Below are 21673 nucleotides of genomic sequence, written 5' to 3' on the forward strand. Positions count from 1 at the left end.
ATGAACTGGACGGCGCTTTCCACCCGAGTTCATACGTATGAACTGCTCCACGTCGAACATGGCAGACTCGCTCGGGAGCGCGTCGCGGCCATCCTCAAGTTGAGGTAAACGAAATCCGGAAAAGATGACGCGTTCCGGGCCCGCAAACAAGGTGTGAGGAACGGGTGAGCTTCCGAACACGGCCAGAGGCAGTGAAGACAGGCAGTCTTCATCCAGTTCATACGTATGAACCGGAAACCAAGAGTGGTGCCGGTTCATACGTATGAACCACTCCCGGAATGGAGTGGTTGAAAGACAGCAAGCCACACCTTGAGGGTGCGGCTTGGCAGGGTCGAGGCGGCTGGACACGCTCATAACAGAAGGTCTACTCAGGCGCGTCGCCTGGAAGAGTCGCGTCGGTAGGACCTCCATCTGGCAGATCCTTAGGGTCCAGATATTGCTTCAACAGGCTTTCAATAGCCTGGTTGAACTCTGCAACCCGGGATGTGTCAGGGATTTGGATGGCCATCTCCACCTGACCATTCTTTCGCTGCCGATAGTGTCCAACGGAGAAGCGGCGCTGAAACATCACCGTGTTGCTATCGTTGCGCTTACGGCCCTGTCGCCCGAGCTTTGCAAGAGCGTCATCAACTTGCTCCTTGAGCCACTTGATCGTTTGCTCATTCGCAAGGAACTTGTTCGCGAGATTTGCCGCAACCGAAACGCCTGCTTGGGCTTGAAGACGTGACAAATGATAAGCAACGTTGGCCGAAAACCGCTGCGGGGTAGCTTTCACAAGCGAAAGCACATCAGACTCCAGCTTGGAAAAAGCCGCGTAGTAAGCCATCTGCGCTTTAGATACTCCCGCTCTAGTGGCGATTTCGTCCCAATCCATCCCGGAGGCGTTCCACCCCTGGTAGTAGACCCCTAGGTCGTAGTCGGTTGCACCGTTCCGATCCTTATTTTGTGAGTATCCAAGCCAGGAAGCCTGCTCTTCAGAAAGGTTGGTGTGAACCTTGGCAAGCAGAACGCCATTGTTTAAGTTGTACGAGCGTGTGGCGAGGACCCGAGTCCAACCGTCGCCGATGATGTAACGATTGGGCTTTGCGGGATTGGGAATGACGTGGATCGCGTCTCGCTGGCCATCCGCGCGCATGGAGTCTGCAATGACACGGATGCCATCATCCAGATACAGCGAGCGCGGGGGATGAGAATTTTGATCAATGAGGGTCGCATCCAACTCCACAAAATAGAAATCTTGCGTTGGTGTCGGAAGTGCGTGGCTGTATGTTTGTACAGTATCCGTACTGGAGTGCTCGACTTGGGACGCTGGAGGAAGGAGCAGTTCTGCGTCGCTCCCGTCCTGCTTCGCATGGCCAACTTCTTGCACAGTGCTCGCTAACGTGCTTTGCGCCGCCGCTGATTGAAGATGATGAGTGTCATGCGGCTCGCCACCGACGAGCGACGGCTCGCCTGGAGACACAGACGGGTCAGACACTTGCACCGTACTACCGTCCTGCTCAGCTTCATCTGCTCGTTTGGCGTTCGAGAACGAAGGAAGGAGCATCGGTACGGCTAGCTTATTTGGCCGAGAGCCGGTTGACGAAGGCGGCGGAGCCGCCGCACCCGCTTCCTGCGGGTCGGGGACAGGCGCAAATTTACGACGTTTCATGAGTTGCTTTCTTGGCCTTGGTCGCCGCGATCTGCAAGATCTTGCCGTGGATGAACTCCGCGAACACTTGGTACTCTTTGGAAGCGTTCGATGTCGGACGTTGCAGCGCCAGAGGAAGATAGTTCTCGATGGCCTTGGGAAACTCCTCAGACAGGGAAATCGGATGCGGGGCCAGCGAGTCGGCATACTGGTTCACGCTAGCTTGCATGCGACTGATCCGCGAAAACTGAGGCGAATAATGAGTTGGCAAGATCACCAGCTCGGGCCTGACTTTGTAGCTTTCTTCCACGGATTCGATTTCACCGATTAACCTGCGCAGACCTTTAACGGCGAAGGAGTCCATGCGAACGGGCGCAATAACGAGATCGGCTGCAGCAAGAGCAGCAGTAGATGTGAGACTGACGTTCGGGGGGCAATCCATGATCACCACGTCATACTGGCTCAAGTCGAAGCCAGGAATCTTCCCTTCGAGCGACAGGTCAAACATCGCTTTGAAGAGCATCTCTCGGGGTCCAGTAGAGTTCGCGATGTCGAGCTCCAGGTCACCCAGGTACGTGTCGGCCCCGATGACATGAGGACCATGCTGCCCGAAAGGCTTCTTGATCATGCCGGTCAGGTCGGGCATTGCACGCCGGGTGCGCTTGTACTCGATGAAGGGCTTGACGAGCTTTGCAAATGTCTGCTCGATCAGCGCCTCCTGCGTGACACCGAAGCGCTCGATCTCTTCCAACACGATGTCGTCTTCGTAGCCGAAACACTGGGTGAGATTGGCTTGAACGTCCAGGTCGATCGCCAGCACCCTCAACCCCAAGAACTGGAGGTGAATAGCAGTCTCGACGGCAGTTGTCGTCTTGCCGGTCCCCCCCTTGACCACATCCACGGTCACGAAGACCGGCTTGCCCGCTTGCTTCGGCACCTTCACCAGGCCGCTCGCGCGGCGCCAGTCGGTCAGGCGGAAAAGCGTATTGATGTCGAAGAGTCGAACCGCGACACCAGTCGCTGCGCGCTGAACCTCAATGCCTGAGTTCTCCGAGTAGGAACGGAGCGTCACATCAGACACCCCCAGCAGCGAGCAAGCAGCGCGAGTGCGGTACTTGAGTTCGTCGATCTTGGCGTACGTGTTGCGTGGAGCGTCTTGAGTCATGTCACGGCCTAAGGATGATGGGGCGAATTCTCTACGCTCCGGCGGGGTCTGGTCAAGCAAATTTATAGGTAAAAGTGGCAAATTGGCAAAAAAACCTATAAACCAGACGCACGGAGCGTCAGTTCAGTAGGTGCCTTCTTGCCTGTAACAATCAGAGATGGGCCGGGATCTGGTGGTTGAGGCTTACTTGGCCGGAAAGCCGAAGCAAGGATTCTATGAAACCACTTGAAATATTTTCTGGCGAAAAGAGCGCGATTTCGCAGCTTTTCGAGGAAATGTTGCCCTCGCATGCTGTGTTTTTGTGTTCAGGCCTCGCAGCTCTACGCTGCGGCTGAAGCGCGTAACCCCGCGCCAGCATTGAGGATGTTGGGGCTACGCAGGGGGGAGCAAAAATCTCAATTTGTTTCAGCCTAAGAATTGCAATGCATTGACAATTAATCATTGCCACGGGAATTTGTGCTAGCTCCTTGAACATTGCAACGTATCTGAGCTTAAAATTTAGGTAGGTAACACTGTGAAGAATTGCAATGGAAAACAGCTATCTGGAACTCAAGCAAAAGGTCGAGGCAATGCAATCCGATTTGGAGCGTGCACGCATTGCAGAGGTGCCAAAGATCGTTGCATCCATCAAGAAGCAAATTGAGGAGTACAAAATTGCTCCTGACGATCTGTACCCGGGTTTGCGTAGCCAACTTGCAGCAAGCCGTAGCGGGCGGAGCAAGAGGGACCGGCCTGCAAAGTACCGTAGCCCAACCGGGGAAACTTGGTCGGGCGGTCCAGGGCGTAAGCCCATGTGGGTGCGTGAGATCGAGGCGAAGGGCGAGGACCTAGAGAAGTACAGGATCGAGATACCACAGTGACGTTGAGCGGCCTCGTTCAACACCAAGCGGCCCCTAGTAGGGGCCTTTTTTGTGCTTTGACGTATCGCAACCGTTGAGCCCATACACGCCTCATGCCGGATTTCCGCGAACAGCTGCGAAATCGGAAGCTTTTGGGGGAACTTTGAAAAGCACTTGCCGATATTCTCACCCTATCCCGTTGATAGAGAGGAGTAAGCAAAGTGTGGCTGTACGACGGCGCGCCAGAGCACCTGGAATTGAAAGTAAGAGATGCGCAACCCGAAGAGGGGGGCTACGTCATGCTGCTGGTGCTGGAAGGTGGCGAGATCCGCTTGCTCGGCACACGCTTTCCGGCAAAGTACGTTGCCAATTGGCGCAGTAACGCAGTTCGTCATGACGGACCGACGCTGGCAAGGGTGGTTGTCCTCGGCCTGCATCCTCGCTACGAGAAGATCAAGCGTTTGCTTGCTACCAGCTTGGCCGTGGACGAAGAGAAAGGCTCGCAAGGGCAGGGAGGGGGGCCGGCGAAACCCCATTCTGTAGACAGCGTTTTTTCGAAGGCGGAGTTCCTCTTTTCAATTTCGCCGGCGACCAACGCTCACCTGGCTGAGGCGTCGCAGCAGCTGGCCCAGCAAGCCTGATCCCCGAAGGCAACACCGTGGCCAGCGAACTTTTCGATTTTGACAACCCGTGGCGCCCCGTCTACGAGGGCCGGCAAGCAGCCTCCTGGCTGGGTGCGACCGTTGGGTGTATGGCTACGGCTACGCTCTTACCTCTCCCAACGACCTTCGGTACCGTTACTGCGAGCGCGTGCGGTGTGGTCGGTATGTGGCGGGCTTACAAGGCCTGGGAGAGGGCCTCAGACAAGTGGCGGACGAGCTTTGCACAGAAGGAGTTCATCACCATTCCGGACCTGTTCAAAGTCAGCGTGCCCTTCGCGCAGATGGAAAACGGCCGGGGCGAGTTGACGCCCCAAATGTGGATGGGACGAGGCTTCCACTGGACCGACATTGAGGCGTCCAAGATGCATTCCTTGATGGGGGCTGGTGTCGCAAAGATGCTCGGCAAGACCGCGCTTCATGGAGACGGAAGCTACTGGCTGCATGGCCTGGCCAAGGAAGAGTCGGTTGGAGTTCCACTGGAACTGCTGGAAGGGCATACGCTGATCGTCGGCACCACGGGTGTGGGGAAGACAAGACTATTCGACATCCTGATTGCTCAGTGCATCATGCGCGGTGAACCGGTCGTGATCATCGATCCCAAAGGTGACCAGGGCCTTGCAGACAACGCGCGCAAGGTCTGCGAGTTCATGGGGCATCCCGAAAAATTCATCTACTTCAACCCAGCTCACCCGGACAAATCCGCAAGCATCGACCCCTTGCGGAACTGGAACCGCAAAACCGAACTTGCGTCACGCGTGGCTGCGCTGATCCCATCAGAGACTGGCACCGACGCATTCGTGGCTTTCGGCTGGAAAGTGCTGCAGGACATCTGCGGTGCTCTCATTGCAACGGAAGAGCGTCCCAACTTGATGAAGCTGCGCCGATACATCGAAGGTGGCCCAGACGATCTGTTGCTGAAGGCTCTTCGCTTCCACTTCAGAGCAAAAGTTCAGAACTGGGAGGAGAAACTGGCGCCACTGATAAAGAAGGCACAGAGCAACACCAAGGATGACAGTCCAGTTTTGCGCGCGTACATCAAGTTCTACAAGGATGTAGTCATCCACGAGCACCCGAACGTAGACCTGGCGGGCCTGATTTCTACCTTCGAGCATAACCGTGACCATTTTTCGAAAATGGTCGCCTCGCTTATCCCCATCTTGTCCATGCTCACAACGGACCCGCTGGCGGACCTGCTGTCACCGGATTTCGAGCCGGGGCACGACAAGATCTCGACAGACATGAAGAAGGTGATCACAAACGACATGGTGTTGTACATGGGGCTGGACTCCCTGGCCGACTCCACGGTGGGCAGCGCGATTGGCTCGGTGATGCTTGCAGACATGACGGCTGTGGCAGGTGACATCTACAACTACGGAGGGAGCTCGAAAAAGCTCGTCAACGTCTTTGTCGACGAAGCCGCAGAGGTGATCAACACGCCGACAATTCAGCTCCTCAACAAGGGCCGTGGGGCCGGCTTCAAGATGTATATCGCAACCCAGACGTTCGCGGACTTCGCGGCACGCCTGGGCGACGAGAACAAAGCGCGCCAGGTGCTCGGCAACACCAACAACAAGATCATCCTCCGGGTGCTGGACGCGGAAACGCAAAAGTACGTTTCAGACGGCATACCGAAGATCAAAGCCCAATCCATGTCCGTCCGCTACGGCCATAGCCTGACGACTACCATGAGTGAGGAGTACGGCGCGGCATATCAGGAACAAGCCACAGCAGAGGAGGCCGAACTGATCCCGCCCGGAATTCTCAGCGAGCTTCCGCCACTTCACTGCTACATACGGCAGTCCGGTGGGCGAACCTACAAGACGCGTATTCCGATTCTTGGCGAACGGAAGGAAATGCCACGTAGGGCGCGCCACAGCACTTCGGAAAAACTCAAGGCGAAGCGCGGCTGACCATGGCAACGAAAGCATCAAGCGAAGGGAAGCACTCGTTCGCATCAATCGTGCTTGTGATCGTCATCTTCGGTTCGTTGGCGGTGCTCGCCTTCGTGCCGGTTGAGGTATTCCAGACCCTTCGAATGCGTGAGCAGCGGCAGATCGTGGACTGGCTCGGCGCGGAGACGGACCAGTGGATCATGGATCGCATCATGGACACCCTCAGTTGGGTAAACGCCGAAGCGGGCCAGATCATGGAGCAGGCGGCTAACAGCGGCAACAAGAAGATCGACCTGTGGCTACTCGATCGCATCCACGCAGCAGCGATCTGGTCCCATGTCGTGTTCTACCGGCTCGGAATGATCGTTATGTGGATGGCATTCGCACTTCCTTGCCTGATGGCGGCCTTCTCGGATGGCTACTTCCAGAGACAGATTGCAAAGGCCTCGTTCACGTCGCAGAGCCCTCGCTTGCACAAGGGCGGTGTGGATCTCGCGATGCTCGTGGGGGCCTGCCTCGTGGCGTGGATCTTCGCGCCAATTTTCGTCTCAACGTTGGTGGCTCCCGTAGCGATAGGCGTCATGTCGTTTGCATGGTGGGTCTGGATGGCTAACCTTCAAAAGAGGCTTTGAAGATGACCGATGCACTTCAGATGGCGCAACGCCGCTTCCGGGCACAGCCCATCATCTGCGCGCGGACCAAGGCGGTGAAGGGCTTGGAGTTGTTGAGCAGGAGTCGACTAGATTTCAACGACCCTCAGGGCATGCTGATTGCCGACGTGGACGCCATCAAAGCAGCATGGGCGGTGGCGAACCACTACAGAGGCTCAATGCGCGTCCACTGCAACGTTGAAATATCTTCCATGGGCAGCTTGCTCTGGACCGACACCATGGTTGAGTACATGTGTCCCGGCGTTGTGGTCGAACTAGTTGAGCGCAATGACAGCCTCACATGCTCTCGCTCGTTCTCAAGAATCTGCCACACAGTGCAATGGGTCCGTCGAATGGGCGGTGTCATGGCCATGGACGACTGGACCGGGAAGGCTATCGAGATGGGCATGCTGCGTGAACTCTCCCCGGAGTTTGTCAAGGTGAACGAGCCTCGGTATCTGAGGGAGCTAGCCGATTGCGGTTTGGGACTGGGCACGCAGATCGTCGTGGAGCGCATCGAGACACTGCAGCAAGCTACCGACGCCGAGCGAATCGGCGCTACGGAACTGCAAGGGTACTGGTGCGACGTTCATGTTGAGCATGAGTTTCCAGCCGAGTTCACGCCGCCAGGCGTCATAGCCAGGAACATGGCGTTGACGAAGGTGGCCTAGATCTGAATCTCAAGCTGTGTGCCAATTACTTGCCTGGCGCCGGGTTTGAGAGCTTGGAAGCCAGCGAGCACATTGTCCGCTCAGGAGGCCGAGCCTCCCGACATGAGTCGGAAAAGAACATCGTCATCCCTTGGACCGAGCCCGCCGCTGGCGAGCCTTGACCGAGTTTCCAAAGCGCTGCCGGTATGAACGAAGGCGCAGCGAAATTTCTGCAAACAGCGCTCCCAGAGCAAGCTTTTCGCCCGAAATTTTTCTGGGTCACTCCGTAGTATCGAGTGCCATGCGGATCGTTCTCTTTGCACTTTTGATGCTTGGCTCTGTGGGCGCTCGCGCGGCTTGCTTTGATGAAGCGGCCGAGCGCTACCGCGTGCCCGTTAGCCTGCTCAAGGCGATATCGACAGTCGAATCTGGCGGAAATCCGAAGGCCCGAAATAAGAACACCAACGGCTCCTTCGATATCGGTCATATGCAGATCAACAGCTCCTGGCTTCCAACGCTCGCACGGTATGGCATCGACGAAGAGAAGCTGCGGGATCCCTGCATCAACACGAACATCGGCGCCTGGGTGCTCGCACATAACGTTGCTCGCTTCGGAATGACTTGGAATGCCGTTGGTGCATACAACGCCACGACCGAGTCCAAGCGGCTCATCTACGCCAGAAAAGTTTCCCGCGTGCTACTGGGCGGTAAACCTCAATCCTGAATGAACTGGCCACTGGCCCCTTGGAGTAAAAATGATTCGGAAACACCAGCTGAGCCAAATTGCGGTGGCGATCTCCCTCGTCTGCGGAGGAGTGCCTGCGCATGCAGCGCTTGTCGCGGGCGTCTGCGAAGTCAACGGAATTGCGGTGTGTGGCGGAGCGAGCGCACCTGCCATCCCTGCAGCGGGTGTTCTAACGATCCGTGGGTATGCGTTCGATATGGCAACGAACGACCGACCAAACGAGCCTGCAGGTGGTTTTGTCGTCGTTCGCAACGAAGACACACTGGTCTCGTACAAGCTTCCCGTCCAGCGGATCGAGGCTCGCCCGGATCTCATTGTGGACAAGATTGATGGGGAGATCACGCCTGAGCAGTACGCCCTGGTGAACTCAGGGTTCATCGCTCAGGTGTTCTCCGCATCACTGCCGCCAGGACACTACACCATCCAGGATGTTCGCCTGTCGATGCGCGTGGCCGGGATGACCGTGATCCCCATTGCGGATGCTGACCAGAGAGGCAGCTTCAAACTCCCCGATGCCAACAGCCCGTTCACGCTGGTGAAGGCCGACGGGACGAACGTTCCGCTGAAGATGACGAGAACCGCGCCCAACACTGTGAATGCAACGGGCTACCCCGCGCTGCGCGATGACAATTTCGAAATCCGCGCCTCCTTGCCTGGCGTCGGTGGCGAAGTGGTGAAGTCGGTCCCCTTTGCGTACAAGCGGCCGATTCTGAGCGTCCCCGTCTCGCTACCAATTGTCGAGGGCTTCCCTGGCACGACGGCCAAGATATCGCCTACCAACCCACTGAACAACCGTTCGCTGGACGTTGCGGAGATCCCTGTGGTCATCGAGTCTGCGACGGTAGAGTCGATGGAGATCAATGGCACGAAAGTGGAGCAGGGTACTGCCATGAAGCTGCCTCGCCAAGCTAACCTGGCTGGCTTGTACCCCACAGTCGTGAAGGATGCAGGAACGGTGGAGTCGATGCAGCCCGTCAAGCTATGGGTTGATTTGCCAGATGGTCCCAACATCATCATGGCAACTGAGCGATGGGACCCTTCTTCCAAGATCATGGTGAAGTCGTCGAAAGATAGTGCAGCCATAAAGGTTGAGGACATCGACATCAGCGCCAAGCTGGAAGGAGGTACCAAGGAAACCTGCTCCACCTTGAGCATGGTGCGTACTGGCTACATGCTGTCGCAAACTGCAGGCGTGAACTGCGCGATCCAGTTCGGGGATCTGCCTGAGGGCTTGAAGTACAACCCCTACGCATCGAACGCGCTTCGCGGATCCCTCCCCGTGGTTGGTGCCAACGTCATCGACTACACACCTGGCGTTGTGTATACCGATCCGAGCACGCGCCAGACGGCGTTCTACCCATCGCGCAAAGGCCCAAGCGCAGTGGCGGTCGAAGGTCTTGTTCCGGCCCCTATCGCGCTGTCGTTTAAGAACGACAAGCTGCTGGACACCTTTTATACAAAGAATGCGGATCAGTACCCTGGCAAGAACTTTGCCACAGTGGACCGGACGCAGGCGCGTGCGCTGGGCGTGATGAACGTGAAAGGGGGCTATCGCGAGATCATGACCCGCATCGTCTACCCCGGTGATGTGGTGAAGGAAGTGTTTTCTTCCGTGGCCGAATCGAATGTGGCACTGATCATGCAAGCGACCGACCCGTGGGAGTCGTACCCGGTGAAGGTCGAGTCTTGGTACCAGCGTGCGCCAGAATTCAAGACCGAACAATCCTTGGATTTCATCGGGGTGCCTGCGACGCCTCTCGTGGATCTTGAAAAAGCATTCGCCTCACACGATCAAGCAGACACGGTGATCCATGGCCAGGTGGGAATACCGAAGGGCACACAAATCGTTTTTGACCCCGCCTCGATGGGGAAGTGGCAGGTAGTGATCCGCGAGGACAAGACAAACAACCAACTGTCCGCACCTGTCGCCGTTACAGAGGATGGCACCTTCACCGTCAACATGGGCCGTCTCACAGCTGGCACGCGGTACATCGTGGCCGAAGCAAAGATGATCAGCACGGACGGCTTGGTCACCAACAGCTCGGTGCTTTCCAAATCGCGCGCCCTCATCACGGCTGCTGGCGAGCGCATTGAAGCCTCCCTGTCTTCCCGCGCTACCAGCGGCAAGGCCCCATTTGTGCAGACCATCAACGCTAACGTCAAGAACTCCAAGATGTTGGCCAACGTGAAAGCAGTCTCCTGGGAATTCCTCCAGGCCGATGGAACGTGGGCGCGTGTAATGCGATCTGAAACAGTTGAGCAGACAGGCATCAACTTTACTGCCCAGGTAGCGGAAGCAGGGAGTGTCACGTACCGCGCAGTGCTGATGAACAAGTACTCCGGTGCAGAGTTCACCACTGATCCCCTGACTCTGACGGCTTTCGACGTGCCCTCGTTCCGAGTGACTGCGCCCGGGGTGGTCCAGGTGGGCCGACCCGTTACTTTGGAAGTCCAGGCCGACGACGGATTCGACGCTGCATACACATGGCGCATCATTACAACTGGCGGCTATGAGGGCGTGAGCGGCGAGAACACCGCAGCCTTTACGTTCACGCCAACCGAAATCAAAAACTATGCGATCGAGGTCAAGGGGCGCTCTGCGAGCGCTCCCGACAACCCAGCTGCCGATGTCACGAAAACGCTCGGGGTCAAGGCGGTAAATCCTTTGGCGGCGCGCGCATCGATCAGCGGCCCAACCTACCTTGAGGCCGGTAAGAGCTATGCTTTCAAAGCGCAGATCAACGACGTGGTGCCCACCACTGCGCAGAAGGCGTACAAGGTGCTCGGCTATTGGAGCCTGCCGGATGGCACGCGTGTGGATGGCACAGAGTTGCAGTTCGTTCCGCGCCCGGAAGACAAGTTGCTCAGCTACTACACCTACGTTGAGGGCTACCCCGAAGAGACAACTGTCGCTACCCTGCCGTTCAAGACCTGGGCATACAACTGGCCGCAAGACTGGAACGTTCGCTTGTCCGCACTGCAAACCGATGTTCCGGCGGTCATCAAGTATCAAGTGGAGACGCCTGGGTTCGACCTCAAGACGCTCAACGGCGAGCCATTGACATACACCTGGTCACTGCCAAGCGGTATCACCCGGTCTAGCGGCAACGACGTGGCAGGGAACTTCACTGTTGCGGCGCAAGGCACCTACCAGCTGGCGCTGCAGGTCTCGGACACGCGCGGGAATGTTGTGAATGTCTATTCCGACGAGTTCACGATCCTGCCTCCTGCGACTGTCCAGACCCAGGCTTCCATGGTGTCGAAATACGGTGAGTCGTACTACGCGCCCGGCACTTACTACATCAGTTTGAAAATCTCGCAGCTGCCAAGAGGAGATTCGTTCCTTCGGAATGACGTGCTGATCAACGGCGCCAAGGTCGGGGAATTCACAGGGAGCGGTAACTATGTTTCCTTCACTGACCCTGGCAACTATGAGGTGCTGTTGCGGACTATCACCAAGGCGGGCAACTATGGCGAGCAAGCGCTGCAGGTCAACGTGCAAGAAGCACCACGGCCGCAATGCGAGCTGAAGCAAACAACCAGCATTAGTGGGTTGCTGCTGACCCCGGTTTGCACGGTCTCTGCGGGTTACATCAAGTCCCTCACTTGGACCTATGACCTGGACGGCGTCGCCCAAAAGGCAACGTCAAAAACGTTCTTGGTGACAAAAGCTTGGCTCGCATCCAACCGTGTCTCCAACCTCCGCCTGACGATCGAATCGGACCTCGGAGCTAAATCCGAAGAGCCCGTGCTGATCCAGTGAAGGGGCCCCCCGTGATTTCAGCGGGGGAATGAAAATTTTGGCGAATTGCTTCGAAAATGGAAGCTTTTCGCCCTAATTTTTTCTATGTGACCCGATAGTATCCATGTACCGCTTGTTCGTATGTGCATGGAGAAATAATAGTGAAATCGGTAACGCCGCTGGCCGTAGTTGCATGTTGCCTCTGCACTGCATGCGTGCCGCGTTTCATTGATGTTCCTCCTGAACCAACAAAGACAGTTTGGGTTGAGCGCGAGGCCGAAGTCCAGCACTCGGTAATAGGAAATTCTGCAAGCCGCGAGATTGTCAGAATTGAATCTGCAAGCAATCAATTTCTCAGCCCGGACGAGCGCGTAGTTTGGGTCTCTGGGATTGATCCTCAGAAGAGTCGATTTCAACGCATCCACCAACGCGGAAGCGACTTGGCGTCGCTACTTCTGCCTGACGCTGGGCAGCGTGGGGATGCCCTTGTTGAGATCTTCAAGTTCCCTATTGTGGGCGGCGAATTGAGCGTTGAAGCCCAACTCGCAATTGAAAGATTTCAGTCCAACTCCAAAGCGCGCTACTACGTTGAATTCCTGAACAAGTCGCCAATGTCTGAAGAGTCAGTTGATTCGATGTTGAGCATCTGGAAGGCGCTTTCCATTCGTCTTAAATCCCGGGGGCTGGGTATGGCCAATGTCATGCTCGGTGGCAACAAATATGATCAAGGCATTGACGCCATTGTGATGGTGCGGGTGGGTAAATAATGACTCCAGTTCCTATTCCAAACTACGTTGACGATCAACCCCAGTTTTTTTTCTGGGAAGTCGACGAATTTTTTCCGTCACTGGTGATATTTATTGTCCTGTACATGTGGGATCAATTGCTGATGGGTATGGGAGCGTCGCTTGTCTTTGTGAAGCTCTTCGGTCGCTTCAAAAACAATCACATGCCCGGAGTCCTCTTTCACATGGTCTGGTGGGTTGGCTTGATGACTATGAACAAGAAATTTGAAAATGGCGCTGTACGCGAGGCTGTGAAATGAAATTCAAAGATGCTTTGCGAAATATGGGCCAGCTACAGGCCATGACAAAGGGGATAATTATCTCCAATTCAATTCTCGCCCTTGGAATGGTATATGCGTTGGTCCACTTTAACAACCAGCGCGACCGCATTGTTCTGGTCCCTCCGAATATGGATGCCAAGGCGGTGATCGCATGGAATTACGCGGACCGGGAGTACCTAAAGAGCTTCGGCCTGTTCATAGCCAACTTGGTAGGCAATATTCAGCCGAAGTCGTCTACCGTGGTGCTGGACGCTGTGTCGGCATTCATGGATCCGTCCATCTACACGGACTTCCGCCGCCAACTCCTTGCTGTGATTGAGGACCCGGTGTTCAGGGCTTCTGGGTCCGTGATCAGTTTCCTGCCTGCCTCTATCCAGTACGAAGCAGAGACAAGTCGCGTCTTTGTTACCGGCACCCTCGTAACCTCCACAAGCGGCGCGCAGAAGTATCAAAAGCAAGTCGTTTACGAGGTGGGTACTTCGATTCGAAACGGTCGCCCATCTGTGACTCACTTCCTTTCGTACGAGGGATCGATTCCCCGGACCGTCACTTGGCATGTCACCCATGCGCAGAAGGAAGGCAAACCAATTCCTGAATACGCGCTTCCCCTTAAGGATCGCAAATCCAGAGGGAAAGTCGATGTCGTTGAGCCTGCAGCGGATCTGTCCGTGATGCGTGAAACGGCATCGCCGAACCCAGCTGCCGCGCCCGATGCCAATGCCACTGGCGAGAACCACGCCGAGCCCTCCACCGCGCCCGCAGGCGCCGCAGAAACCGTTGATATGAAGGAGCCCACGTGATGTTCCCCCGCGCGTCATCCTTTGCACTGGCAGCTTCCCTTGCCTGTGGCGTTGCTTATGCACAGGATTCGAAATCGGAAGCCGAGAAGGCGAAGGCAGAGCTGCAGAAGACCGAGGCGGCTATCAAGGCTGAGCTCGCCAAGCCCATCAGCACGCCGCTGAGTTCGGAAGCAGCACCTGACAAGGCAGCGACAACCGGCAGCCGCTTCGTTACGCGACCGGGGACTGGCGGCGCAAAATCGGTTCGCTCCGCCCCGTCTGTGACGTTGCCCGACGGACCGCTGGGCAAGGCTCCTGCCGACATCTCTCGGGTCATCGGCGATGCGCAGCGCGCGGCTGGCATGCCGCTGGACGCTTACCAAAAGGAAATCAACCTCCCCGGCCTGAAGAAGGACGACCCGGCCACGCGCCCGACCGTTTTGCACACGCGGAACGGGGTGAACGAAATCGTACGTCTCTCCAGCCGCCTTCCGAACCGGATAGCGACACCGTTCAAAGACCCAAGGGTGGTGGGCGATGTGCCCGAGGACGACAGCCAGCAAATCGTCGGGAGCGACGTGTATCTGCGTCCGCAAGGCGAGCAGCCCATGGGCGTGTTCATCGTAGATGGCGCAAACACCAGCCAGGTCATTTCGCTGACGATCATTCCTACCCCTGAGATTCCTGGGCAAAACCTGATCGTCAAGCTGGAGGACCTGCGCACGGTGAAGCCGTTGGCCGGAGGGGGCTCGGCCGAGGAGCAGGAGATCAATCAACCCCGCTCCACAGACTACGTGGGCAATGTGCGTCAGATCATGGCGCAGGCCGTGCGGGGAAAGATCCGTGGGTTTGCTGCAGTGCCGATCGAAGGTGGTACGGCCAAGATGGGTGCGATCGAAGTCACCCCCGAGTACGCCTTCACTGGCTCAACGGTGGACGTGTACCGCTACTCAATCAGGAACGCAAGCGAAGAAGTTGTGGATCTTGCAGAGACAGCTTTCTATCGAAAAGGCGTGAAGGCTGTCAGCTTCTTTCCCAGTATTTCGCTTCCGCCAGGCGAAGCGGGCTACGTCTTCCTGCTTGCAGATAAGCCAAAGTCCGCCCAGGCACAAAGCGAGGTGTTCGAATGACCCTCGCCGCGCAATTCAACAATCTCCAGCCTAAGACCCGTCGTGTCGTAATGGTGGCGGGGGCGATCAGCATCATCTTGTTCGTTTCCTGGTTCCTCGGAAGCGCAGCCGATCGCAAATCGTCGAGCACGCCTCGCGCGGCGAAGCCAGAAGTTACTGTCGTGGCTCCGGCACGGACAACGGGTGTCGAGCAGTTCGGCGCAAAGATGGCCGTGATGGAGAAGCAGCAGGGCGACCTGGCCCAGCGTATTGCAAAGCTGACCGAGGCAGTGGAGCGGCGCACCTCCGAAAAGCCCGAGGGTGCTCCACAAGGCGAGCCCGCCCGCAGAGCAGAGGACGACCTTCCCGAACTAGGTCCCCAGACTTCTGTTTTCGACGCCCCGGCGTCGAAGGCGCCGGCCCTACCTCCGGCACCGCCGATTTCCCAGCCCAGCGTGCCGGGAGTTACAGGCAACGGAGTTACCCCCCATGCGCCGCAGGTACCAGAGCGTGCGCAACAACATGTCGCGTCGAAGCCGCGCGGTATTCGCATCCTGGGGCCCGAAGGCGTTCTCAAGAAAGAAGACGCCGCCGAGAAGCTGAATAAGCCCGAGGACACCCGTAAGAAGGCGCCGGCGAACGACACAGCATTCATCCCCGCTGGCGCGATGTTCACGGGCGTGCTCTTAACCGGCATGGACGCGCCAACCTCAGCGGTCGCTCAGAAAAATCCGATTCCGGCTGTACTGCGTATCAAGCGTGAGGCAGTGCTTCCCAACTATGCGTCGATCGATGTGCGGGAGTGTTTTGCGGTCATTGGCGGCTGGGGTCAGCTCGCTACGCATCGCGCAATGATGCGCTCCGAAGCGCTTTCTTGCGTCCGCCATGACGGCAACGTCATCGAGACGAAGTTGGAGGCTTACATCGTTGGAACTGACGGCAAGGCTGGCATCCCCGGCACTCTGGTTTCCAAGCAAGGGCAGATGATCGCGCAAACGCTGCTTGCAGGCACCCTGGGCGGGATTGGGCAAGCCCTCAACCGCTCCCGCGTCCCATCTTTGAATATCGACCCTATGCAGGATCGTTCGCTCTACCAGAGCGAATCCGTTTCCTCAATCGCCCAATCCGGTGTCGCCGGTGGCATCGGGTCCGCCACCAACATGATCGCCAAATTCTATTTGGACATGGCTAAGGAAACCTTCCCGGTTGTGGAGGTCCCCGCGGGCGAGGCTGTGACCATCGTCGTAACGCGAGGCTCGATGCTGCCACTCAAGGGGTCCACGAATCTGCAGCGCTACGTTGACCCTAGCGAGAAGCCGCGCAGCGGCGCCACTCTGGCCAACCGGGGCGGAAGCCCAAATCAGCATTCCGGAGCTGCCGGCGCTGTCAGCGCTCAGCCCAGGAGTCCTGTCGAACGCATGGGACACGTGATGGACGCTGCGCGCGACGCCACTTCATCCGCAATGGGTAACGCCGACGGCGCTACGCCCAATTTCTCCAACGGTCTCTCCTGGTAACGCATGAGCATGTTCAACCACGTCATCAAGGCGCTCGCCACTGCTTCCTGCCTCGCAATGGTGGGATGTGCGAGCACATTCAACACGGGTGAAACATCCGACTTCGCTTGCGACCGCAACCGCAACTGCCCGACGCCTCTTGAGGTGTATGAGGACACGCACGCCTCAGCACCTTCCGTGCAGCGAGGGCGCACGCCATCAACCTGGAAGGGTGGAAAAGAGAAGGGCGGAAAGGCTGGCGGACATGAACTGCGCTCCGACCTGCTGGCGCTGTCCAGCGAGTCCGCGCTCGTTGTTGCCGGCGAGCCTGCCGCGCGCCCTCTGCGTGAAGCACCGCAGGTCATGCGCATTTGGATTTCCCCTTGGGTCGATGCCCAGGACAACTTGAATTGGTCGGGCTACGTCTTTACCGAGATCACGCCGAAGCGCTGGAGCTTTGGCGAACAAGAAGTTCGCCACCAGGGGATGGCGCCTAGTTTTGTCCCCCGCTGATTCACTCTTTTCATCCACCAAGCCAAGGAGCTTTTTCCATGACGTTCTTCACCCACTTTCAATCTCGCCTTCTCCAGTCGGCACAGGCAAAACAGGCCCAGGACCACGTGGCCCCCGTGCTGCTGGCGCTGGCAATGGTCGTTGCGCTGGCGCCAATGCAAGCGTCCGCAGGTGCAGGCGGTACCGAGTTCACCCAGGTCTATGACCAACTGACCGGATGGTCCAACGGCACGCTGGGCAAGGTGCTGGGTATCGCCGCGCTGCTCGTTGGCCTGGGTGTCGGCGTGATCAAGCAAAGCGTGATCGCCGCCGTCGTCGGCATCGCCATGGCGCTGACGGCAGGTTTTGGCCCTGGCGTGATCGACGGTGTGATCAGCACGGGCATGGCCATCACCACCCCGATCTGAGCCGTAAAAAAAACAAAAAGGGGGGTTGAATGTCGGCAGTTCATCAAGCTCTGAGTCAAGCGAGTAAGCGTTTCACGCCTGACGAGTACATTCCTACGCTAGCGTACATGGAAGAGAACGGGATCTTCCTATGCGACGATGGCCACCTGGGGGTGTGCTACTGGGGCAGTCCGATCCGGGGCGCCGACGACTCGACAGTGGACATGCTCAAGGGGGCATTGTCCCTGTCGCTCCCCGCTGGCAGCTTTGTCCAGGTGTCGCTGCTCGGAATGCCCGACATTGACTTGCCGCTGGCCCTGTACCGGGCGCGTCGTGAAAACGGCATGGGCCGGATCCAGAGTCCGCTTGCTCGTGAAGCCTTGACGGCGTATTCCGAGCGCAGAGCCGACTACCTCAGCGCCTCGCGCATGGAATCGAATTTGCCCCAAATCGGGGTGAAATTGCTGGACCGGCTTGTGGTCGTTTCTATCAAGATCCCGTTCAAGGGTGACAAGCCCGAGGAAGAGGATGTTGACCTCATCGCCGAGTCTGGCGCGAAGCTGTCTGAGTCACTCCAGACCGTCGGCTTGATGACGAAGAGAATGACGGAGGACGAGTATCTGCGCGTTGCATATCGCCTCACGCACCCTTACGATCCGCCAAAAACTGATTCGGCGCGGTCCGACGAGTTTCTCAAGTCCCAGGTATTCGATGTGGGCGAGAGCTTCGATGTGGAAAAGGACGCACTGGTGCTCTCCGACAACACCTTTGCGCACATGCTTGGTGTGAGCCGCTGGCCCGAGAGGAACCCACTGAGCACCATGGCTTTCATCATCGGTGACCCGCTTGGTGCGAACAACCAGCTCAAGCTGCCGTACCACATCAATTTGACCCTGCACTACCCAGACCAGTACAGCAAGAGCACTAGCCTCAAACAAAAGGCTGGCTGGATCAACTACCAGGCGTTCGGCCCGCTGCTTCGCTTCGTCCCCAAGCTCGCTTTCAAGAAGAAGGGCATGGATGTGATGATCAATGCCATCGAGCGCGGAGCGACCACCGTCGAGGCCTGCCTTAGTGTGACGGTCTTCAGCAAGAAGCGCGAGGAGGGCTCACGCCAGCTCGCAGCGCTGCGCAGCTACTTGCAATCGTTCGACTTCTCGACTGGCGAGGAGAAGCGCGTGCTGTCGCCCAGCTTCTGGAATGCATTTCCGCTGTTCCCCACGGCGGAGACGATCAAGAACACATTTCGCTTCAAGTCCCTGGCCGTCGAACAGGCGGTGACTTTCCTGCCGATCCTCGGCGAGTGGAAGGGGACGTCCCGGCCTAAGCCTGGCGAGGGCTACGGGTTCCTATTGCAGAGTCGCCGGGGCCAGTTGATGAGCTTCGACCTCTATGACTCGCCGACCAACATGAACGGCGTGGTGTTCGCGGAGTCCGGCGCGGGCAAGAGCTTCTTTACGCAGATGCTGGTCACCGAGTATTTGTCGATGGGCGCCAAAGTGTGGGTAATCGACGTGGGCCGTAGCTACCTCAAGCTGTGCAAGTGGCTCGACGGGTCGTTCATCGAATTCGGGACGGACTCTGACCTTTGCATGAATCCTTTCAGCAAGATCCAAGACTTGAATGACGAAGTGGGGCTCTTGCAGGCAATGATCGAGAAGATGGCCGCGCCGATCGACGGGCTGGACGATTTGCACCGCTCGCGGATCGAGGAGGCGATCAAGGCAGTGTGGGGAGCAAACGGCCGGGCCTCCACGATCACCGACGTGGCCATGTACATGATTAACCAGCCCGACAAGTATGTGCAGGACATAGGGCATATGCTCTTCAGCTTCACGAGGAATGGCAGTGAAGGCCATTGGTTTGACGGCACCGCCAACCTGGAGATGGACAAAGACCTTGTGGTCCTGGAGCTGGAAGAACTGAAGAGCAAGAAGACGTTGCAACAGGTCGTGCTCATGCAGATCATTTCGGCCATCCAGCACGAAATGTACCTGTCGCAAGACGGTCGCCCAAAGGTCCTCATCATCGATGAAGCCTGGGACTTGTTGGATGACCCGATGATTGCGCGCTTTATGGAGCACGCCTACCGTCGCTTCCGGAAGTACAAGGGATCTGCAGTCATCGTTACTCAGAGCATTGCGGATCTGTATGGCTCTCCCTCAGGGAAGGCCATAGCAGCAAACTCTGCGTTCAAGTTCATCCTGAGGCAGAACAACGAAACGATCGACCAGTCGCAGAAGGAAGGCTATCTGGCTATCGGCGAATTCGGCTATAGCCAGTTGCGTACGGTTCATTCGTTGGACGGGAAGTATTCCGAAATCATGGTCTACACGAACCAGGGCATGGACATCGCCCGCCTCGTTGTAGACCGGTTCACGCAGGTGCTTTTCTCTACTTCCGGAAACGAGCGCACTGAGGTGATCAAAGCAATTGAGGCAGGAACACACCCTGTCCAGGCCATCGACGACCACATCGCGCGCTACGGCTGATCCTGCTCCAGCCAGAACTCACCGCCGTTCGCAGCAATCCAGGACCCCATTCATGACTGATAACCAAAGCGTGCCTGCGCAAGCAGGCCAAGCCGCAGCATTGCCCCTTGAAACCATCGCCCCGGCGACCCCGGCGACCCCGGCGACCCCGGCGACCCCGGCGCATGCCGGCGGCGTCAGCACATTTCTGACCGAACTCGTGTTCATGATCATCATCGCTGCAATGGTCTCAGTCGCGGTGACGGTGTTCCTGCCTAGATGGCTGGGCACGGCGGGGGGGAAGGCTTCGCTACAGGACTCCATCGTCACCGTCAATTTTGAGGCGATTGTGCAAGATCAGATCTCTGCCTTAAGCGACCAGGTGCGCGTTGGCGCAATCGAGCCCAAGGACATGCCTAGGCTAAGCGAACAGTTCATGTCCGCCCTCTTGGCAAAAATCAAGTCCCAGACAGAAGAGGGAAAGATCGTGTTGCGCAGCGAACAAGTACTGGGCGCTCCCGATGACATCCCTGACCTGACTGACCGCTTCCGCACTGAGCTGCAGCGGGAAGGGCTCATGGTGTCGTGGTCAAGTCTTTTCGGACATTCCGATAGGGGATGTTCGTTCAAGCTGAGTGAGCTGCCAACGCCTGCTGCATCTCGTAGTCATTGGGTGACTGGTATCCCAGCGTGGAGTGCAACCTGATAGGGTTGTAGAAGCCCACGATGTAGTCCGCGATGTCCGCCTGGGCCTCAGCATGGTTTGCATAGTCGCGCTGCCAGACACGCTCCATCTTCAAGTTCAGGAAGAATCTCTCCATCACTGCGTTGTCCCAGCAGTTGCCCTTGCGACTCATGCTGCACACCAGGCCATGGCTCTCCAGCAACCCCATGTGCAGTTCGCTGGCGTACTGACTGCCTCGGTCCGAATGAACCAGCAATCCTGGCTTGGGGCGGCGGCTTGTGATGGCCATGCGCAGCGCCTCGCACACCAGCTGTGCTGGCATGCTCGGGGCCATGGCCCAGCCCACTACTTTTCTGGAGAACAGGTCCAGCACCACCGCCAGATAGAGCCAGCCACTGCGTGTGCGAACGTAGGTGATGTCGCTGGCCCATGTCTGGTTGGGCTTTTCAGGTTTGAACTGGCGCTGCAGCACATTGTCTGCAACAGGCAAGCCATGGCGGCTGTCGGTGGTGTGCGTGAACTTGCGCCGCCAGCGTGCTCGCAGTCCGTGCGCGGCCATCAAAGTGCGTGCTTTGTAGCGCCCAACAGCCCAGCCTTGCAATTTCAGCTGTGCACTCAGGCGGCGACTGCCGTAGCTGCTCCCACTGGCATGGAAGACTGCTTTGGCCTGAAGGCTCAGTGGGCTCACTGCAGCCTTTGTGGTGGCGCGCTTGCGCGCCGCGTACCAGCCCGAGCGGCTCATGCCCAACACCCTGCACCACTGGCTTACTGGGGCCTTCTGCGCCTGTGCTTGCGCACTCATCAGGTCCTGAATCATTTCATTTCCCGGGCGAAGAAGGCCGACGCTTTTTTTAGGAGTTCATTGTCCGATTGCAGTTGCCTGACCTGCGACTCCAATTGCCGAATGCGTTGCTGCTCGGCCGTCAACGGCTTGCCAATACCCGGACGTCCGGCCGCCTCTTCGTCGTACTGCGCCAGCCAGCGGCGCACCGCGCTGTCAACCAGATCCAGATCCTTGCTGACCTGAGCCACGCTCAGATTCTGTTCTCGGACCATCTTGACCACTTGTAGCTTGAAGGCTGCGTCAAACGCCCTGCGCGCTCTTTTGTCTTTCATGTTCGTCATTTCCTCTGGGGTCTATGGGCCCCTATCGAGGTGTCCTATTTCATTGGACCATGACATGGAGCGCAAGC

At 57.6% G+C, this 21673-nt stretch carries 19 protein-coding genes; 16 read left to right on the forward strand and 3 right to left on the reverse strand.

The window, feature by feature from the left end:
* Window positions 1–364 precede the first annotated feature (364 nt).
* Window positions 365–1651 carry a hypothetical protein gene (locus tag U6958_RS00310; RefSeq protein ID WP_143044537.1) on the reverse strand — a complete coding sequence of 429 codons (1287 nt, stop codon included), beginning with the start codon at window positions 1649–1651 and terminating at the stop codon, window positions 365–367.
* The gene (locus tag U6958_RS00315) at window positions 1638–2795 is read right to left on the reverse strand and encodes an AAA family ATPase (protein ID WP_074921748.1); all 1158 of its coding nucleotides are present in this window, start codon (window positions 2793–2795) and stop codon (window positions 1638–1640) included. Before U6958_RS00315 ends, U6958_RS00310 begins: the two co-directional genes overlap by 14 nt.
* A gap of 527 nt (window positions 2796–3322) precedes the next feature.
* On the opposite strand from U6958_RS00315, the gene U6958_RS00320 reads away from it, so the two are divergent.
* The 16 genes from U6958_RS00320 to U6958_RS00395 all read left to right on the forward strand — a co-directional run bounded on the left by U6958_RS00320 (window position 3323) and on the right by U6958_RS00395 (window position 20501).
* The gene (locus tag U6958_RS00320; protein WP_074921745.1) at window positions 3323–3655 is read left to right on the forward strand and encodes an H-NS family nucleoid-associated regulatory protein; all 333 of its coding nucleotides are present in this window, start codon (window positions 3323–3325) and stop codon (window positions 3653–3655) included.
* A 200-nt stretch (window positions 3656–3855) separates the two neighbouring features.
* Complete coding sequence (locus U6958_RS00325) at window positions 3856–4275, forward strand: hypothetical protein (protein ID WP_074921742.1); 420 nt, start codon at window positions 3856–3858, stop codon at window positions 4273–4275.
* 17 nt (window positions 4276–4292) lie between these two features.
* On the forward strand, window positions 4293–6206 hold the full coding sequence (gene traD, locus U6958_RS00330; RefSeq protein ID WP_074921739.1) for a conjugative transfer system coupling protein TraD: 1914 nt from the start codon (window positions 4293–4295) through the stop codon (window positions 6204–6206).
* 2 nt (window positions 6207–6208) lie between these two features.
* Complete coding sequence (locus U6958_RS00335) at window positions 6209–6820, forward strand: DUF4400 domain-containing protein (RefSeq protein WP_074921737.1); 612 nt, start codon at window positions 6209–6211, stop codon at window positions 6818–6820.
* Between the two features lie 2 nt (window positions 6821–6822).
* Window positions 6823–7509 (forward strand): EAL domain-containing protein, encoded by a 687-nt coding sequence (locus U6958_RS00340; protein WP_074921734.1) that lies wholly within the window; start codon window positions 6823–6825, stop codon window positions 7507–7509.
* Between the two features lie 280 nt (window positions 7510–7789).
* Entirely contained in the window at window positions 7790–8212 is a 423-nt protein-coding gene (locus U6958_RS00345; RefSeq protein WP_074921732.1) for a lytic transglycosylase domain-containing protein, read from the forward strand.
* A 31-nt stretch (window positions 8213–8243) separates the two neighbouring features.
* Window positions 8244–11996 (forward strand): hypothetical protein, encoded by a 3753-nt coding sequence (locus U6958_RS00350; RefSeq protein ID WP_232244068.1) that lies wholly within the window; start codon window positions 8244–8246, stop codon window positions 11994–11996.
* A 140-nt stretch (window positions 11997–12136) separates the two neighbouring features.
* Entirely contained in the window at window positions 12137–12742 is a 606-nt protein-coding gene (locus tag U6958_RS00355) for a hypothetical protein (protein ID WP_143044536.1), read from the forward strand.
* Window positions 12742–13020, forward strand: a complete 279-nt coding sequence (gene traL / locus U6958_RS00360) for a type IV conjugative transfer system protein TraL (RefSeq protein WP_046988358.1) — start codon at window positions 12742–12744, stop codon at window positions 13018–13020. The genes U6958_RS00355 and traL overlap by 1 nt, the downstream gene beginning before the upstream one ends.
* Window positions 13017–13841 carry a TraE/TraK family type IV conjugative transfer system protein gene (locus tag U6958_RS00365; protein ID WP_083393593.1) on the forward strand — a complete coding sequence of 275 codons (825 nt, stop codon included), beginning with the start codon at window positions 13017–13019 and terminating at the stop codon, window positions 13839–13841. Before traL ends, U6958_RS00365 begins: the two co-directional genes overlap by 4 nt.
* Window positions 13841–14950 (forward strand): type-F conjugative transfer system secretin TraK, encoded by a 1110-nt coding sequence (locus U6958_RS00370; protein ID WP_074921726.1) that lies wholly within the window; start codon window positions 13841–13843, stop codon window positions 14948–14950. The genes U6958_RS00365 and U6958_RS00370 overlap by 1 nt, the downstream gene beginning before the upstream one ends.
* On the forward strand, window positions 14947–16446 hold the full coding sequence (locus U6958_RS00375) for a TraB/VirB10 family protein (RefSeq protein ID WP_232244067.1): 1500 nt from the start codon (window positions 14947–14949) through the stop codon (window positions 16444–16446). The genes U6958_RS00370 and U6958_RS00375 overlap by 4 nt, the downstream gene beginning before the upstream one ends.
* Before the next feature lie 3 nt (window positions 16447–16449).
* Window positions 16450–16938, forward strand: coding sequence for a TraV family lipoprotein (locus tag U6958_RS00380; RefSeq protein WP_074921724.1), 489 nt, complete (start codon window positions 16450–16452; stop codon window positions 16936–16938).
* Window positions 16939–16976: 38 nt separating this feature from the next.
* Entirely contained in the window at window positions 16977–17345 is a 369-nt protein-coding gene (gene traA, locus U6958_RS00385; protein WP_167368404.1) for a TraA family conjugative transfer protein, read from the forward strand.
* A gap of 29 nt (window positions 17346–17374) precedes the next feature.
* Complete coding sequence (gene traC / locus U6958_RS00390) at window positions 17375–19816, forward strand: type IV secretion system protein TraC (RefSeq protein WP_074921722.1); 2442 nt, start codon at window positions 17375–17377, stop codon at window positions 19814–19816.
* 52 nt (window positions 19817–19868) lie between these two features.
* The gene (locus U6958_RS00395; RefSeq protein WP_350337274.1) at window positions 19869–20501 is read left to right on the forward strand and encodes a TrbI F-type domain-containing protein; all 633 of its coding nucleotides are present in this window, start codon (window positions 19869–19871) and stop codon (window positions 20499–20501) included.
* Here U6958_RS00395 and U6958_RS00400 read toward each other — a convergent pair.
* A protein-coding gene (locus U6958_RS00400) for an IS3 family transposase (RefSeq protein WP_201266015.1) occupies window positions 20422–21605 on the reverse strand; the annotation gives its coding sequence in 2 pieces (ribosomal slippage) (window positions 20422–21323 and window positions 21323–21605; 1185 coding nt in all). The two genes, U6958_RS00395 and U6958_RS00400, sit on opposite strands and share 80 nt — an antisense overlap.
* Window positions 21606–21673 lie beyond the last annotated feature (68 nt).

This window comes from Delftia lacustris, assembly GCF_040267515.1.
Taxonomy (GTDB): Bacteria; Pseudomonadota; Gammaproteobacteria; order Burkholderiales; family Burkholderiaceae_C; genus Comamonas; species Comamonas tsuruhatensis.